General features: G+C 36.3%; 10 protein-coding genes. 8 read left to right on the plus strand and 2 right to left on the minus strand.

Annotated elements, in window-relative coordinates:
• Window positions 1-41 precede the first annotated feature (41 nt).
• From BN985_RS05025 to BN985_RS05050, 6 genes are read left to right on the plus strand one after another with little or no spacing between them, the layout of a single operon-like run.
• Window positions 42-1,985, plus strand: coding sequence for a glycosyltransferase family 2 protein (locus tag BN985_RS05025; protein ID WP_042221488.1), 1,944 nt, complete (start codon window positions 42-44; stop codon window positions 1,983-1,985).
• The gene (locus tag BN985_RS05030) at window positions 1,975-4,143 is read left to right on the plus strand and encodes a glycosyltransferase family 2 protein (protein WP_052360610.1); all 2,169 of its coding nucleotides are present in this window, start codon (window positions 1,975-1,977) and stop codon (window positions 4,141-4,143) included. The genes BN985_RS05025 and BN985_RS05030 overlap by 11 nt, the downstream gene beginning before the upstream one ends.
• Window positions 4,130-5,563 carry an ATP-grasp fold amidoligase family protein gene (locus BN985_RS05035; protein ID WP_232225533.1) on the plus strand — a complete coding sequence of 478 codons (1,434 nt, stop codon included), beginning with the start codon at window positions 4,130-4,132 and terminating at the stop codon, window positions 5,561-5,563. The genes BN985_RS05030 and BN985_RS05035 overlap by 14 nt, the downstream gene beginning before the upstream one ends.
• Window positions 5,564-5,594: 31 nt before the next feature.
• On the plus strand, window positions 5,595-7,220 hold the full coding sequence (locus BN985_RS05040) for an acylphosphatase (RefSeq protein WP_332257440.1): 1,626 nt from the start codon (window positions 5,595-5,597) through the stop codon (window positions 7,218-7,220).
• A gap of 19 nt (window positions 7,221-7,239) precedes the next feature.
• Window positions 7,240-8,883 carry an acylphosphatase gene (locus BN985_RS05045; protein ID WP_042221490.1) on the plus strand — a complete coding sequence of 548 codons (1,644 nt, stop codon included), beginning with the start codon at window positions 7,240-7,242 and terminating at the stop codon, window positions 8,881-8,883.
• 37 nt (window positions 8,884-8,920) lie between these two features.
• Window positions 8,921-9,958 carry a CapA family protein gene (locus BN985_RS05050; protein ID WP_042221492.1) on the plus strand — a complete coding sequence of 346 codons (1,038 nt, stop codon included), beginning with the start codon at window positions 8,921-8,923 and terminating at the stop codon, window positions 9,956-9,958.
• Between the two features lie 54 nt (window positions 9,959-10,012).
• Here BN985_RS05050 and BN985_RS05055 read toward each other — a convergent pair whose 3' ends face one another.
• Both BN985_RS05055 and BN985_RS05060 read right to left on the minus strand, forming a co-directional pair.
• The gene (locus BN985_RS05055; protein ID WP_042221494.1) at window positions 10,013-11,698 is read right to left on the minus strand and encodes an ATP-binding protein; all 1,686 of its coding nucleotides are present in this window, start codon (window positions 11,696-11,698) and stop codon (window positions 10,013-10,015) included.
• 117 nt (window positions 11,699-11,815) lie between these two features.
• Entirely contained in the window at window positions 11,816-12,811 is a 996-nt protein-coding gene (locus BN985_RS05060; RefSeq protein ID WP_042221496.1) for a YheC/YheD family protein, read from the minus strand.
• Between the two features lie 369 nt (window positions 12,812-13,180).
• Between BN985_RS05060 and BN985_RS05065 the strand changes: the two genes are divergently transcribed.
• Together BN985_RS05065 and BN985_RS05070 are read left to right on the plus strand one after the other, a co-directional pair.
• Window positions 13,181-14,836, plus strand: a complete 1,656-nt coding sequence (locus BN985_RS05065; protein ID WP_042221498.1) for a YheC/YheD family endospore coat-associated protein — start codon at window positions 13,181-13,183, stop codon at window positions 14,834-14,836.
• Window positions 14,837-15,034: 198 nt separating this feature from the next.
• Entirely contained in the window at window positions 15,035-17,299 is a 2,265-nt protein-coding gene (locus tag BN985_RS05070) for a peptidoglycan-binding protein (protein ID WP_052360611.1), read from the plus strand.
• Window positions 17,300-17,356: the final 57 nt, after the last annotated feature.

Raw genomic sequence — 17,356 nt, forward strand, 5'->3', positions numbered from 1 at the left:
TAAGACGTCGGTACATTGTGTAGGGTAGGTGAGGTGCTTGCATGGGAAAAATAAAAAAAATACTAGTCGCACCAATGGATTGGGTTCTATATTCTTTAATGGATGATAGGCAACGAAAAGCACTTGGTAGTATATTTTCTCCAAAACTTAAAGAGCTTTTAATTAAAGTTTTAAGTGGAAGAAAAAATGAACAACGACAAGAGTTAAAGATGATTAAATACCACCTATATAATCTCGGGTTTGTCGAAAGAGGGCTTACAGATTTAGAAAAATTTATAGAAAAAACCAAGGATCCATTTATTAAGAGACTTGCAATATGGGAGCTTATTCTATGGCATATTAATAAAGGGACAAAGGAAGGTGCTGAACAAGCCCTTCTTCACGCGCCAAAGCTTGAGAAAGAGAAAGATGCTGATCAACGTAGGAGAATTGCGATCATTAAAGCAGAATGCTATGAGGTTTTAGGACAAAGAGAGGATGCAAAGGAAGCGATAAATGGGATGCTTCACGTGCAAACGCATCCTGATTTGTACTTAGCCTTAGCAAATCTCGAAAATGATATAGATGAAAGAATCCAATATATCAATAAAGTAATGGAGATGTACAAGCTAGCACCTATCACCATTGAGCCAGACCAAGGTGGTCACTACACATATGATGGACTGAAAACACACCCGTTACCAAGAGGCGTTGAAGAATCTCCTAAAGTGTCCGTAATTTTACCAGCATTTAAAGCAGAGGAAGGAATCGGCACAGCGATTGACTCAATTTTGTCTCAAACATGGTCAAATCTTGAATTGTTGGTTGTAGATGATTGCAGTCCTGACAATACAGTAGAGGTTGTAAAAAAATATGTTGAACAAGATGCTAGGGTTAAACTTTACAGTACACCTGTGAATAGTGGCCCATATGTGGCGAGAAATATTGCCTTAAAGGAAGCGACAGGAGAATTTGTAACGATTAACGATGCGGATGATTGGTCACATGCAGAGAAATTAGAGAAGCAAGTGAGGCATCTCCTCCATAATAAACAAATCATAGCAAACACCTCCGAGCATTCGAGACTTACTGAAGAGGAGTTAAAGCTTTATAGAAGAGGGACACCCGGAAAATATATTTTTCCAAACATGTCTTCCATAATGTTTAGAAGAGAACAGGTACTCAAGAAGATTGGTTATTGGGATAGTGTACGCTTTGCTGCAGACGGAGAATTTAAGCGGAGAATTATAAGAACCTTTGGCAAACAGGCGTATGTCGATCTACCAACAGGACCATTGTCGTTACCGAGGCAATCAGTGACTTCATTAACAGGTAGTTCTGCTTTTGGGTATAATGGCTTCTTTATGGGAGTTCGCAGGGAATATGTTGAGAGCTTAGAAGCACACCACGAGCAAGCTGCTTCCCTATACTATGAATACCCACAAGATTCTAGGCCTTTCCCTGTCCCAGTGCCAATGTGGCCAGAGCGGAAACAAGATCGCTCATTTGATATCGTATTTGCAACAGATCTTCGTATTAATAACGAAGAATTGCAGGAAGAGGTAACACGACTTAAGCAGCAAAATATGAAAATAGGACTTGTCCAACTGAATAGCTATGACTTCGCACTATCTAAGGAAGTAAGCTTAGAAAATCGTAAGCTTATGGATGGTGAACAAGTACAAATGCTTGTGTTTGGTGAGAGGATTAAAGCAGGTAAGTTGATAATATTCAACCACCATGTTTTACAGGAACAGCAGCAATATGTTCCAGAAATTGAGACGGAAACAATAAAAATCTTAATTAATACAGTTCCTGAAGTCGAGGAAGAAAAACTAGATGTCATCAAGAGCTGGGAAGATAGAGTGATGGGGTATTTTGGAAAGACACCCACATGGTATGCGACTTCTTTAGCAATCAAGCAAGTTTTAGCTGATAGCCTTCCAGAGATAGAGGTCTATCAACCAGAGGATATCCGAAAGGAACGTAAAGGGTATGAGGGATAAAGCTAATAACAATGAAACACAGGAGATTTCTAATTACTACGAGACAGAGTTAAGAGAGTTAGATGAACGGGTTAAAAGGATAAATAAGGAAAATGAGCTATTAAAAAGGGAATTAATTCAGGCGAGACATGATTTCAATCAGGTGAATGCCCTAACATCAATTAGGTCAGTCAAACGGTTTATCCGTAGCACCATCGCGTATATACTTGGAAGAAGAGATAGAAGACAGTTATACAGTAAGGCATATAAAGACAAAAAAGCGAAAAACATGATGAAAAACTTTAGCTATTACCTCTATAGCTTAGGTTTTGAGGAGAAAGTTATAACTGAGTTAATGTTTATCTATTCTACCTCAAAGAATCGCTATGTAAAGAAAGAAGCGGCATGGGAGCTGCTTCTTTGGTTTGCAAATAAACATACAGTCATTGGAGCAGCTCAAGCCTTAAATTTTGTACAATCAGCTAGAGAGAAAGAGAAAGACAATACAAGACTACGTAAAATCAATATATTAGAAATAGAGATCCTCTTAAGATTAGATAGACAAGAGGATGCACAATGGTTTCTTTATTCTTCGATTCAACGAGGTGACCATGCAGATCAATACCTAACTGCTGCTAACCTGGAGAAGAAGTTAGATGATCGAGTTGAATGGATAAACAAATGCTTGAAGTCATATAACCTAATGGGGATTTCCCTCTCGACTAGTGAAAAGCCGACAGATTATGACAGACTGCAAACAATTTCTGGGAACAAAACAAAAGGAGAGAATTATCCGCTTGTTAGTGTAATCATCCCTGTATTTAATGCAGAAGACACAATATCTACAACCCTTGATTCTTTGCTTGCCCAAACATGGGAGAATGTAGAGATAATCGTGGTGGATGACAAAAGTACTGATCAAACAATTTCAGTAGTAGAGAAATACATACAAACGTGTAAGAATATAACGTTGCTTCAAAATCCGGTTAACAGTGGTCCGTATGTGTCCCGAAATAGGGGTCTGTACCATGCGACAGGTGTGTTCGTTACTGTTAATGATGCGGATGACTGGTCACATGCACAGAAAATACAGTTGCAAGCAAAGCATCTACTAGCAAATGATAAAGTTGTAGCAAATACGAGTCAACAGGCAAGGGTTTATGAGGATATTACTTTTACTAGAAGAGGTGTGGCAGGGGGATATATTTTCTCGAATATGTCATCCCTTATGTTTAGACGACAGGTTGTAATGGAGAAAATAGGGTTCTGGGATCAGGTGCGATTTGCGGGTGATAGTGAGTTTATCAATCGGCTAAAGTATGCATTCGGAAATGGATCGATGGTAAACCTAGAAACAGGTCCTCTTTCCTTTGTGAGGCAGACAACCAACTCATTAACTGGTAGCAATAAGTTTGGCTACAATGGTCACTTGAAAGGTGCTCGAAAAGAATATGCCCAAGCTTTTCGTCATTACCATAAAAAAGCAAACACACTTTACTTTCCTTATGCACAACAAGAAAGGCTTTTTCCTGTTCCATATGCTATGAGAGTAGGTGAACAGCGTAACAAGACTCAGCGATATGATATTGTCATAGCGAGTGATTACCGCTATCCTGATAAGCGAATGAAAGAAATAACTGAAGAAATTAAACAATTAGCAGATCATGGTTACAATGTGGCTCTTTTGCAATTAGACGTTTTTGATTTCTCCATGCCTAAGCAGGTAAACTATTCTATTCGCGCCTTGATGGAAGAAAAGGATATATCGATGCTAGTGTTCGGTGAACAAGTAAACTGTGAGCTAATCTTAGTAAGAACAGCGGAAGTATTGCTAGAAAAACAGTCCTTTATCCCAGACATAAGAGCAAAAACAGTTAGCTTTATTATCGACCAGTCATTTTTTGAGAAAGTAAGGGTACAAAAGAACCCAGTTAATTCTATGAGAAAATGTAGCCAGCAAGCTTTTACCCATTTTGGCAGGCGAGGAAATTGGTTTCCGAAAACGAATAAAGAAAGACAAGTATTCAAAAAAAATTATCCTGCTGTATTAAAATATATTAAGTTATCTAAGAAAAACTGGTTTCTTACAGAAAAGGATGATTCTTTTATACCCCAATTAAAAGATTTAGTTGTTCAGCAAAAGTCTGATAAAGGAGTTGTTAAGAGTGAAAAATACTAACGATCAAGATAAGCAAAACGTACAGAACGATAATAACAAAACAGCTCTAACCTCTCCTTCCATAGCAGAAGAATTTCAATTGAAGCAGCTAATAGAAAAAGAAGCAAAATTAACTCAGGCAGAGATTGAAAATAAATCCTTTAAAAAAGAACTTAAAAGTATAAAAGAGAGTAGAAGTTGGAGATATCTCTCCCCTTTGAGAAATTTAAACAGCATGATGTCTTTTATGCAAAATAGAAAACCGTCCATACAGCAACTAGAAAGAGAATTAGCTTATACCCAATCACAGCTTTTTCATGCAAGAAGGCTGATAGATGATCGATTACTCGATGAACACACACTTAAGAGCCATGAGTTAATCGACTGGTTACGCACTAAAAAGTTAGATGGCAGCCTCATTGAATACTTAGAGCAAGTAGCAGAGCAAAAAGAAAAGCACACGGCAAATTATGTAGAGGCATTGCGTTATGGAGCTAGATTATTTAGCGATGAAAAAGATGACTACAAAAAATTCGTTTATAATGCGGTATTGAAAGGATTGGCTGCGGAGGAAATTCCAGAATTTATGGTTAGAGCCGGGTTAGAAGAAGAAGCGGTTTCTCTATCTCCTGCATCTTCTTTTAGATCTAGCCTAACAATGCGAATGAGACAGCTGCAACTAACAGGTGCTTTACCTGAATGGTTACTTGATGATAAACAGCTGGCATACCAGTTTATGGATGCGCTTCAGGTAAGAAGACCATGGACCTCTAATGAAACCTACCGTATTGAAAGTCTCCCACAGCAGCATGGCATGGTAGTAAAGCCCGCTGATGGTGCTGGTTCCAGAGGTGTGTACCTGATTCATCATATAAATGATATAATTGATGTGAAGCGCGCAGAAAAACTGACAAAATGGGACGATTTATTAGACAGGATGCAAGAAGATGTCATGATGGGTTGGGTTAGTCAGAATGAATGGTTTACAGAAGAGCTCATTTTAGAAAACACAGAAGAAAATAGGATAGCTAGTGATATTAAATTTTATTGTTTCTATGGTAAAATAGGACTAGTTTTGGAAATAGTAAGGTATCCTGAAACGAAATATTGTTGGTGGGCACCGAACGGGGAAAGAATTCGAACCGGGAAATATGATGAAAATCCGTTTGCCGGCATTGGTGTTTCTGAAGAAGAAGTACAAATGGCCGTAGAAATAAGTAAACAAATTCCCGCGCCTTTTATTAGAATTGATTTTCTTCGTTCAGAACATGGATTAGTATTCGGAGAATTTACACCAAAGCCGGGAAATTATGATGAATTTGATAAAGAAACTGACATGTTTTTAGGGGATCTATTCCTGCAAGCACAAGGCAGGTTGGATGAAGACCTGTTACATGGAAAACAATTTGAAAAGTATAAAGAAATACTATTAAAACAATAGCAAAATAATCGTCTTCGTTTGGGAGGAAGAAATGAAAATGGAAGAGCAGAACACAGAGTGGTTACCACATCTTTCAAATGAAATTGTATCAGACGCTCATGGATATCTACTAGATGCCTATGCTGTAGCTTTAGAAGGGTGGAGACGTGGCCTTACCTTAAGATGGCACGTGAAGGATTCAGAGAAGTTTAAAGAGATGACGACGTGGTTTGTAGACAATCCTGGTCAATTATTTTCCCTAAGCTCAAAAGATCGAACACATTATTTTTTCCGTACGAGGGGAGACCGTGTTACAAATGAAGCGGTTCGTATTGGAAAAGACAAGGATGAGACAAAGCGAGTTTTAGAAAAAGCTGGTGTTGCTATACCAGAAGGTCGCCGTTTTACAGATGAGAATACAACAGAGATGATGGAATTTGCCAACGCTATCGGCTATCCAGTTGTAATCAAACCTACTGACGGTAGTTTCGGAAGAGGGGTTATAACCAACATTACGAGTTCTGGTGAGTTAGAGCATTCTTTGAACTTTATTAAAGAAAAGTATAACTACACGGATATGATAGTAGAAAGGTATGTACCTGGTAATGAATATCGCTTGTATGTGGTAGGAAACCAGGTAGTTGGAGCAGTACATCGAATACCCGCTAATGTACAAGGTGATGGCTTACATTCCATAAAAGCGTTAATTGAACAAAAAAATGAGGAAAGAAGCCTGAATCCAAGGTTAATAAGCTGCCCAATTCAGATTAATCAAGATTTAGTAAATTATATAGGTAGGTTTGGCTATTCATTGCACACAGTTCCTAGTCATGGGGAGCAGATTTACTTGAATGATAAAAGCAATATATCTATTGGTGGAGATCCAATAGATGTGTTGGATGAACTGTCTGCAGGGGTTAAAGAGACTGCTGTGAAAGCTGTGAAAGCTGTCGATGGGTTGCCGCATTGTGCAGTTGATTTAATAATTGATTCTTCACAAAAAGGTGTCATTATTGAGCTGAACCCCACAGCGCAAATCGGAGCGTTACTATATCCCCTAAAAGGACAAGCAAGGGATATTCCCGCGGAGATTATTAATTATTATTTCCCTGAAACAATGGGACAGCAAGCAAATAAAAAACAAGCATACTTTGACTTTCATGACGTGCTTGATCCTCTGCAATCCAGAGATGCTTCTGTAACGACGGTTACACTAGCACCTAAGAAAAAGCTGTATATGAAGCGTTACATCGTAAGTGGTGAAGTTCAGGAAATAGGTTATCACCGCGGTTTAAGAAAACAAGCCTTCGAAAGATACTTACACGGCTATGTAATGAATCTCGAAGATGGCGATTTAGAGGTGGTAGTCGCAGGTACTGATCAGGAAATGGTAAATGATTTTAAGCAAGCATTATGGGAAGATGAAGAACGGGCTCAAGTAGTAGATGTGCTAGAACAAGAGCATTTCGAACCAATTAAAGTAGGGTTTGAAATTAAAACAGATCTGAAAACACAAATAGAAGATTTGAAGCAATTTAAGCAAGATATAGAATTATTGGATTATGCGATCAAAAGGGCTGAGGTCCAAAATAGAAAATACCACCAGAGTTTATCTTGGAGGGCAGCAAAACCAATCCGCGTTCTAGGATCTCTTTTCAAGAAAACCAAGCAGAGCTAATTTTTCGGGAGGAATCATGATGAAGGAACAACAGGGCATTTCGTTGCCTCAACTTCCAAATGAAATTGTTAAAAACGCAAGGAAAACAAGGCTAGATGCATTTGCCGTAGCATTAGAAGGCTGGCGAAGGGGACTAAAGCTTAAATGGTATACAAGGGATTCTGAACATTTTAAAGACATGGTAATATTCGGCGTTAATCCTCCTGGAAGATTATTCTCTCTCAGCTCAGAGGAAAGAACACATTACTTTTTTCGTACACGTGGTGATAAGGTAACCAGTAGAGCAGTAGAGATCGGTTCCGAGAAAGATGACACAAAAGAATGGCTTGCGAAAGCAGGAGTACCTGTGCCGCTTGGTAAAGGGTTTGATGAACACGTAACAGATGAAGAAATTGTTACGTACAGTAAAACATTGAACTACCCTCTTGTACTGAAGCCTACAAATGCCAGTTTGGGAAATGGTGTAGTGACCAATATAGACAGTGATGAAGCTCTTCTAAAAGCTATTAAATACGTTCGACATGACCTTGAGTACCCTGAAGTGGTGGTAGAGCAGCATGTAGCAGGAAAAGAATACCGTATTTATGTAGTAGAGGATAAGGTCATTGCTGCTTATAACAGAGTACCAGCAAACATAATTGGTGATGGGACACATACCATTGAAGAGTTAATTAATCTAAAAAATAGGGAACGTAAGAAAAATGCAAGGTTAAATAGCTGTTTAATTGAAATGGATGTAGAGATACTTGATTTTATTCAATCGGCGGGCTACACGCTCCAAAGTATCCCGGAAAAGGGAAAGCAAATTTATCTTAGACAAAAAACGAATGTATCCTCGGGTGGAGATCCTATTGATGTGACAGATACGATATCTGAAGAGTTCAAATCAATTGCGATAAATGCAATAAAAGCAGTACCCGATCTTTTTCACGGTGGGGTGGATATTATAGTAAATGAAAATCGGAATTTAGAAGCTTCAGCCGTTGTGATTGAATTAAACCCTACTGCTCAAATTGGTGGTGCGTTATATCCACTTAAAGGGAAAGCAAGAAATATACCAGCAGCACTGATTGATTATTATTTTCCTGAAACGGAGGGAATGGACACATCAGAATCAAAGATCTATTTTGACTTGATCAAGATACTTGATCCGTTGGAAAACCGATCCGCCCTTGAGGTAGAAGTAAGCCCTGCCCCGATGGAAGAGCTAACCATTAAAAGGTTTGTAGTTTCAGGAGATGTGCAAAAAAATAGCTATCATCGTTTTCTGAAGAAGCATGCAATGAATTTAGATTTACATGGATGTATTAATAATATGGTGTTTGATGAAATTGAAATTATTGTTGGTAGTACGAGTAAATCTGCCATTGAGGAATTTAAACAACTTATAAGCCAGTATCCTCAAGGATCTAAGGTTAAAAAAATTGAAGAAGAAAAACATGAGTCCCCGATTACAATTGGCTTTGAAATTAATGAACGTTACAATACCTCCAGTCTAAAATCAGTACAGCATGCTGTTCGAAAAATGGAAAAGGAAGTAACGCAGCTGACGAGACAAAAAAATAGACTGGAAAAAGACAATCGTTATATAGAGCAAAGTACTTCTTGGAAATATACAGAACCATTGCGAAAGGTAGGATCTCTAGTTAGAAGGAAGAAATAGAGCTTTAGTCAATTTAAAAAGAGGAGGGGGTTTAAGTATGGCAAAGGTTAACTTGGTCGCTACAGGAGATGTTCTGTTACATTCCAGAATATATAATATTAGCAAAACTAAATCAGGAAAGTACGATTTCACTAAAAAAATGGCTCCAGCTGAAGATATTTTAAAGGCGGGAGATATTTCAATTGTGAATTTAGAGTCTTTAGTAGCTGGAGAAGAGCTAGGATTAATGTCATTCCCTAAATTCAATAACCCGATTGAGCTTGCTGAAAACTTAAAGTCATTTGGTACAGACATTGTTACCAATTCTAATAACCATACGATGGACTTGGGTGAAGAAGGTGCCTTAAAGTCGATTGAGAATTTAGAGAAGATCGGATTGTCGTATGTTGGCTCTCATAAATCAAAAGCAGACCAAAAAGAAATACGGTTAATTGAAAAAAATAATATAACGTTTGCCTTTTTATCTTATACTGCTGTTACGCTCGGGAATAATGCTCCTAAGAATAAGGGATATTTATTAAACACAATTGTAAAAGGGCAAACCAAGTTTGTACGACAAGATATTGAGAGAATTAAAAAAGAGAAAAACCCAGATGTGGTGGTTGTATCTGTGCACTTTGGTAGGGAATATCCGTTATACCCAGTAGCTGCTCAAAAGGAAATTGCAGCATCTATCTCTGATGCAGGGGCAGATATTATAATTGGACACCATCCACACGTTCTACAACCAGCTGAGTGGATTCTTAATTCCAGAGGGAAGAAAACATTTGTTATCTACTCATTGGGTAACTTCTATTCTGGACAAAAAGGTTTATACAGACAAATAGGAGGAGCGCTCTCTCTCGATATTAAGAAAAAATCTGGAGGCAATGGCATAGAAATGTTGAATCCAAGCCTAAAGCTCACCTATGTAGATGCTAATAGGAAAAAGGATTATCAAATGCATAACTTGCTAGATTATATTGAAAAAAACCCTTATATTGAAACAGAACATGGCAACTTTGATTCTTTAGAAGTTTATAGTGAAATAGCCAACAGATTTAAAGACTGGATGCCAGAAATGGAAATCAAATAGTAATGAAAAAGGCCATATCGCTATTTTATACGATGTGGCCTTTTCGTTACTATATCATCGTTTACGTATGCCCATTAATTTTCTAATAGGTTTCGTAATCTTCCAAGAGGTGCTACTTTCCATTTGTTTAAGTCGCTTTTTTAACTGCTTGTTTTGCCGTTCAGTTAGTCGAGTCAGATTCTCTGATTGCTCATACTCGCTTAGTTTACGTACAAGCTTCTGGTAATCAGTCCTTAAATCACTATACTTTTTAGCATAAGATTCAATCGTATTACTTTGAGAATTTGTTGTCTTACCTGACAGTTCTTCAGTATCTTTTTCAATATAGAATCCATGTTTTATAGGACTTGTCCTGTTTTTCTCTTCAACCTTAACCTCGGGAAAGTTCTTATTAATATAATTTTTTAGTTGACTTTCAAACTTCATAACCTTGTCACTATTTGCCCCCATAATGATTGCCAGTTTCCCTTCGGTGAGAGGTTTAACGTACCCGTTTACCTGGTTATTGTACGCTAGTCTATGCACTCTAGCGGCAAACTTCTGACTTTCAGAACAGCCAGTAATAACATATCTTTTCAGGACCAATGGAGATTTTGGTATAGTTGGAAGCTTGATTTCAGCAGCTGACCTTGATAAACAAGCAGTGTAGATGAAATCAAAATCGATAAATAGCTTGTTTGCTTCTTCTCTATTATACCCTTTCGTTTCAGGGAAATAATAATCCACTATATAAGAAGGGATATCTTGGGCTTTACCTTCCATTGGGAAAAGATGTTGTGTAATATGTGCCCTTGAATTTAATTCAATTATAACACCAGTATCGTTTTCTTCATCCACAATCATGTCTAAACCACAGTGAGGCAATGAAGGAAAACTGTTTGCCGCCTCAATAGCTATTTTTTTAATGTTATCTGAGACTTGGTTAGTTATATCAATGGAATCTCCACCTGCAGAAACATTATTCTTTGTTTTTAAGTAAAAGATTTCCCCATCTGGAATAATGGACTGCAATGTATAATCACTTCTTTTCAGAAGTGTTTTTGTTTCGGAATCCACTTTGATTGGTCGATTGGATAGAGAGGGGAGTTTAGTTCTCTCTGTATTCTTATCATTAATAAGCTGTTGAATTGTCTTTTTCCCATCCCCAATTACATGAGCTCTAACTCGTTTAATTGCACCTATAACATCACCATCAAGAACGTATAGTCGGTAATCTGCCCCCTCAAAATATTTCTCGAGTATCACATGAGAAAATTTTAATTGTTGCCTAACGTATAAAAGGGATTCGACTAATTCATCTCTATTCTGAATATTGCTCATGACACCTTTTCCACCGGTACCCGCTAATGGTTTCACTACCACAGGATAACCAATTTCGTTGGCATATTTAATAATGTCTTCATCTGTTGCTGTGTTACTGAATTCTTTTCCAATAGGTGTTGGTACATTATTACTTTGTAAGTACTCTTTTGTTGTATGCTTATTTTTTGTTAGTTCTTTAGCTTCTACGGAAACTAAATCGCCCCTCGTAACACTGAAATTATGAAATTTTGTACCATGTTTAAGAGAATAATAAGGTTCAATATTTCCTGATTTTTCCTTTACAATTCTTACGGAAACTTCAATCCCTCTTCGCCAGGCTTCTAAAATAATACTATACGTACTAAGCATATAGTTGTTTGCTTTAGGGGGAATACAGTCAATTAAGTGATTTAAATAGATATCGTTTTGTTTACTCATTTGCATATCCTTTCTAGTCTATGTTAGACAATAAGGTTTGTAGATAGATATGCTTATTATATCATATATTGGTTTGATTTAAGAACCTATTAACGATACATTGTTCCGTTTTAAAAGTTACGATTTCATGAGGTAAGCATAGTAATCTGCTTTTAGATTAGCAATTTCTCCTTCTGCAAATTGTGAACCGGGGGCAGAATTCACTTCATATAAAAATACTTTTCCGTCTTTATCGATTCCTAGGTCTATGCCCATGGAGGCATTCTGTTTATTAAACAGTTCCTCTACTTTATCAGGAAGTTTAGTCGATATTTCTTTTATAGAAGAACTGATTTCTTGCCAGTTTGAAGGATAGTTTGCTTTTAAGAATGGCGTTAATTTACTAATGCTTCCTCCTTGAGATAAATTCGATACGACTTTGTTGTTATTCCCGATTCTGACTAAGTAAATTACCACTTTCCATTTACCAGTGCCATCCCTTTCTAACCGCACCCGACAGTCAAATGGATGACCAGAGCGCGTCTTAGAATAAATGTATTTTTGAACTAAATACTTTGTCGAATTGATTTTTTCGAGGTGAAATTGTTCAAGTTCATGAAGGTTTACTTTAGTTTCTGCATCATTCTCTGTAATCATATATTGGGTATCTGTATAGTCAATAAGATAAATTCCTTCCCCTTTATGGCCCCTTCTTGGTTTTAAAATAAGTTGCTTGCTCTCTTTTAGTTTACTTAAAAATGCTGAAAACGAATCTACTTGAAACGTTGGTATCAAGATATGCTTGAATTCTCCGTCCTTTTCTAGCTGATCATATACTTTACTTTTTGATCCATAGCTTCCTTGACAGAGTAAAAAGCAATTGGCTTTTAAGAAGTTCGTTATCTCCTTATATTTAAAACAATAGGTGTTAAGGTCTATATAATAAGGTATTGGTAATTCTATATCTACCCATTTATTTTTAATAAGAACCTTTCCGTATACTGTTTTACTTATTATATCAACATCAGTAGGTTGGCAGTAAATGACTCGAACATTATAATAGTGGGCAGCCTTGCTTAGTAATGTTACAAATTGTCCGGGTTGTTTATAGTTTCTCATATAACATATATCCATTTATTTAACTCCTTGTACTAATATTTTTACAGCTAGTTTAAACTTACCCCAATTACTCCTACGCAAAATTCCTTTTTGTATTTCTTTTTCTATTAACTGATAATGATGTACTTTATTATAGTCTAGGATTGGCCCATTGTATAAAATAATACTAACTTAAGTCATATATGATGTTTTCACTTTTATTTAAAGAACGAAACTATGGAGAATATATATATAACAAAATATATAGAGGGGTGCAGATAGATTATGTTTATCGTATAATGGATTCAGCCAGTTCTTGCTAAGTTACTTGGATAGGTCTATCAATTAACAATTAAAATATGGTGTGTATTTAGCAGTTACTTATAATAGAAAGAGGTAATCAATATGGGTTTAATAAGTGTAAAACTAACTGAAGATCATTCAAACGTAGTATTTATAAGCCAAAAACTTAGTGATCAATTAGGCACTACGTTTATAAAGTCTTCAGTATTAAGGTTTGGATTAAAAGTCGCTGAGATTGAAATAATCATTGATAAACATATAAGTGAGGATGAATTATTAATAGCCAAAAACGTGGCAGACAAATTAAACATCCCTACTAGTTGTAACTATGAATTAATGATGAACGAAAGTAAAGAATTTGTTATTGGTCCATTTATTGGGATATATATGGGGAGAAAACAAGCTACGTTGCATAAGAAGTTACGGCTAGTTAATAGCTTTGCCTCGAAGTATACATCTGTTAACGGTACGATTTTTGCTTTTACTTTAGATAACGTACAGAAGTCCAATTTAACGATTAAAGGGTACTTCTATAATCCGAATATGGACTGTTGGGAAGAGGCAACATTACCATATCCTTCATCTATCTTCTTAAGAAATACAATGAATATTGAATGGAGAGAACATTTTAAGGCCATCTACGGTAATAATATATTTAATTTTAAGCCTTTTGATAAATGGGAAATGTATGAGAAACTCAAACAGTTTCCTGAAATGATAAATGTTATGCCCCAAACTGTTCTTTATAAAAGCCCGAATAATATATTAGATATGTTAGAAACACATCAGAACCTTTATGTTAAACCAATTGGCGGTAAGAAGGGGCTAGGAATATATAACATAGCGATCAAGGATAATGATATAGAAGTCCAAACTAGAGAGAACCAAGAAAACCTTAAATGGACATATAACAAAGAAGAATTTTATGCCTTTATTCAAGAAAAGCTTTTACAGGATAAGTTTGTTATACAAGAAACTATTGACCTTAAGATAGATAATAAAGTAATGGACTTTAGGGTTGGAATGGAAAAAGATAAATCTGGCGAATGGAAAAATATGATGCTAGTTACGAGGCTAAGTGGCGATAGTAGTATAGTTAGTAACAGGGCCGCAGGTGGGGGAAGTATTATAAGAGTAACAGAGGCACTAAAGGAAATTTATAAAATGGATGAAGAAAAGGTTATAGAATATGAAAAAAAACTCATATCTATTGCTAAAAATGCTTCTATATACTTAGAAAAGACTGGTTTGAATTTAGGAAAGTTAGCTTTTGACTTAGCGATTGATAAAAATCACAAAGTTTGGATTATAGAAATAAACAGTAGGTATCCGGATGATTCTCTAGCTACAAAAATTGGTGATTCGAATATATATTATGATATCCGAAATACCAATATGCTTTATGCAAAGAAACTGGCAGGTTTTAGTAAAACCTCTGGTAATGTACTAAAATTTGAAGATAATATAAAAGTTAATGAAGGCAGTAGAAGGTATAAGGTCATGGCGAGTATTCCACGCGACCAACGTAAAATGTATATAGAGCATGTTGCTAATGTTGCTAATGAACTTGGTTTAACCGGAAAATTAGACTTTAACAATTTAGTTAAAAAGGTCGATATAGAAATAGAAGGAGGCGAGAGTAAAATAAAAGAGTTTTTAATTGAAGCCAATGTAGGAGAGGAGATTCAAACAAAAAGCATCCTATCCATAGAAGAAATCAATCCCGTAAGAAATGAGCAGGGGTTTAATAAACTATAGTTAAATTTATTTGTTCGTTCCACCTTTTTAAGGGGGACGAAAAAGTTATTTTATCTACTTTATCTGATGTCGAGAACTAGAAATCTTATTTACAAAATAAACCTAGTTAAATAAAAGTTAGTAGCATTTTCTCCTATAGCCTATTTAAATAAGAAAGGTACACCATGTCTTTTATTACACCAAGGAGGTGAAAAGAGATTGAAGATTACTAAATTCACTATATTTATTCTAATATTTTTACTCTCTCTCTCTTACTATAGTCCGCACACTACATATGCTAATGAGCAAAGTGCGAAAGAAGATAAAATAAATGATAATGAAACAGAAGTAGATGCGTTAGAAGCTCAGGAAGAAAAAGCTACGGAAGAAGAGAGAGAATCTTTTGAAGAAATAAATAGGAGTCAGACTGTGAATCTGAAAAATAGTAGTACTCCAGCTGTCTTGGAGAAAGGTGTCCATGATGACAGAGTTATAGAATTGAAAGAAAAGTTAACTCAAATAGGCTTTGGTCCTTTTGATTCTCTAGACGATTATTTTGACGATACGGTAGAACGAGCTGTAGAGAGATTACAAGAGTACTATGGTATATCAGTTACAGGAGTAGCTGATGAAGTCACTTTAGCAAGAATAGAAGAGATCTTGGCTAGTCCTTTCCAAAAGGGGAAACGTCACGAAGGTACTATCAAAATGAAAGAAGACCTTGACATCTTAGGCTTCCTAAGCTTTAATAACCCTACAACTCTATATGGTTCTGTAACAGAGTCTGGAGTAAAGGCATTTCAAGAAGCTAATAACCTACCAGTTTCAGGGATCTATGAAGAAGTTACCAAGCAGCAATTGGAATCCCAAGCAACTGGCCCTTTAAAAAATGGAATGTACCGTGAAGATGCCATTGAATTGAAGGAGAATTTGGTGAGTCTAGGTTTTGCATCATTCCATAATCCGAACACTTTCTTTGGAAGTCAAACAGAGAAAGCAGTAGAAGATTTCCAAGCATATTACAGTCTATCTGTAACAGGTGTTGCGGATGAAGCTTCTTTAGCAAAAATGGAAGAGATCTTGGCTAGTCCTTTCCAAAAGGGGAAACGTCACGAAGGTACTATCAAGATGAAGGAAGACCTAGCTATTTTAGGTATCCTAAGCTTTAACAACCCAACAACTCTATATGGTTCTGTAACTGAATCAGGTGTTAAAGCATTCCAAGAAGCAAACAACCTACCTGTCTCAGGAATTTATGAAGAAGTAACTAAACAGCATGTGGAAACCCAAGCAACTGGCCCCCTAAAGAAAGGGATGTATAGGGCAGATGCGATTGAATTGAAACAGAATTTGGTGAGTCTAGGATTTGCATCTTTTGCCAATCCCAATACCTACTTTGGTAGTCAGACTGAAAAGGCAGTAAAAACTCTCCAATCTTATTACAGCATATCTGCCACGGGTATAGTGGATGCAACAACATTGAGAAGAATCAAAGAGATTTTGGATAGTCCATTTCAAAATGGAAAAAGACATGAAAAGACAGTTAACATGAAAGAAGATCTAGAAAGGTTAGGCTTCTTAAACTTTAATAATCCTACTACCTATTTTGGTTCCACAACTGAAGCGGGAGTAAAATCATTCCAAAGGTATTTTAATCTACCAGTTTCAGGGATTGCAGAGCCAAATACTTTTGCGGAAATGGAAAAAATCCTGTCGACACCATTCCAAAGCGGTAAGAGACATCAAGATACTATAGAAATAAAAGAGAATTTAGCAGCACTAGGCTATCTTGATTTTGACAACCCTACAACGTATTATGGTTCTATTACCGAGAAAGCTGTAAGTCAATTCCAAAAAGATAAAAACTTAACTGTTAATGGATTAGTAGATTCAGTTACACATAAACAAATTAATACAGCTGTGGAAAATAGAGTTGTTAAAATTTTCCTAGACCCAGGACACGGAGCACATGACCCAGGTGGAAAAGGTTATGGGCTATATGAAAAAAATGTAGTACTGGATATCGCTCTGCGTGCATCAGAAATTCTAACTAATAACTATACGGGAGTGAAAGTAAAGCTTTCTCGTACAGATGATGTGTTTTTAAAACTAGAAGACAGGGCGAAAATGGCTAATCAATGGGGAGCAGACTATTTCGTAAGCATACACAATAACGCTTTTAATGGACGTGCAAATGGATTTGAGAGCTTTATCTTTAATGGGAACGTCTCTAATGAAACAATAACTAAGCAAAATGAAATGCATGATTATATTAGTAAAGAATTAAATGTGTATGATAGAGGAAAAAAATCAGCGAACTTTAGTGTTTTGCGTAATTCTAATATGCCTTCTATCTTACTAGAATATCTCTTCATAGATAACTATACAGAAAATAGTCTTTTAAAAAATAAAGCATATCGTAACATACTAGGAAAGATTACAGCAGATGCAATTGCCAATACGTATAACTTAAAGAGAAGATAGTTGAATAGCTTAAAGGGGGATTCCTAAAACAGGATTCCTCCTTTTTTAGTATCAAAT

This window comes from Oceanobacillus manasiensis, from assembly GCF_000724085.1.
GTDB lineage: Bacteria > Bacillota > Bacilli > Bacillales > Amphibacillaceae > Oceanobacillus_B > Oceanobacillus_B manasiensis.

Coding starts and splice junctions, on each gene's coding strand:
- BN985_RS05025 (WP_042221488.1), top strand. CDS start 42: ATGGGAAAAATAAAAAAAATACTAGTCGCACCAATGGATTGGGTTCTA.
- BN985_RS05030 (WP_052360610.1), top strand. CDS start 1,975: ATGAGGGATAAAGCTAATAACAATGAAACACAGGAGATTTCTAATTAC.
- BN985_RS05040 (WP_332257440.1), top strand. CDS start 5,595: ATGAAAATGGAAGAGCAGAACACAGAGTGGTTACCACATCTTTCAAAT.
- BN985_RS05045 (WP_042221490.1), top strand. CDS start 7,240: ATGAAGGAACAACAGGGCATTTCGTTGCCTCAACTTCCAAATGAAATT.
- BN985_RS05050 (WP_042221492.1), top strand. CDS start 8,921: ATGGCAAAGGTTAACTTGGTCGCTACAGGAGATGTTCTGTTACATTCC.
- BN985_RS05055 (WP_042221494.1), bottom strand. CDS start 11,698: ATGAGTAAACAAAACGATATCTATTTAAATCACTTAATTGACTGTATT.
- BN985_RS05060 (WP_042221496.1), bottom strand. CDS start 12,811: ATGGATATATGTTATATGAGAAACTATAAACAACCCGGACAATTTGTA.
- BN985_RS05065 (WP_042221498.1), top strand. CDS start 13,181: ATGGGTTTAATAAGTGTAAAACTAACTGAAGATCATTCAAACGTAGTA.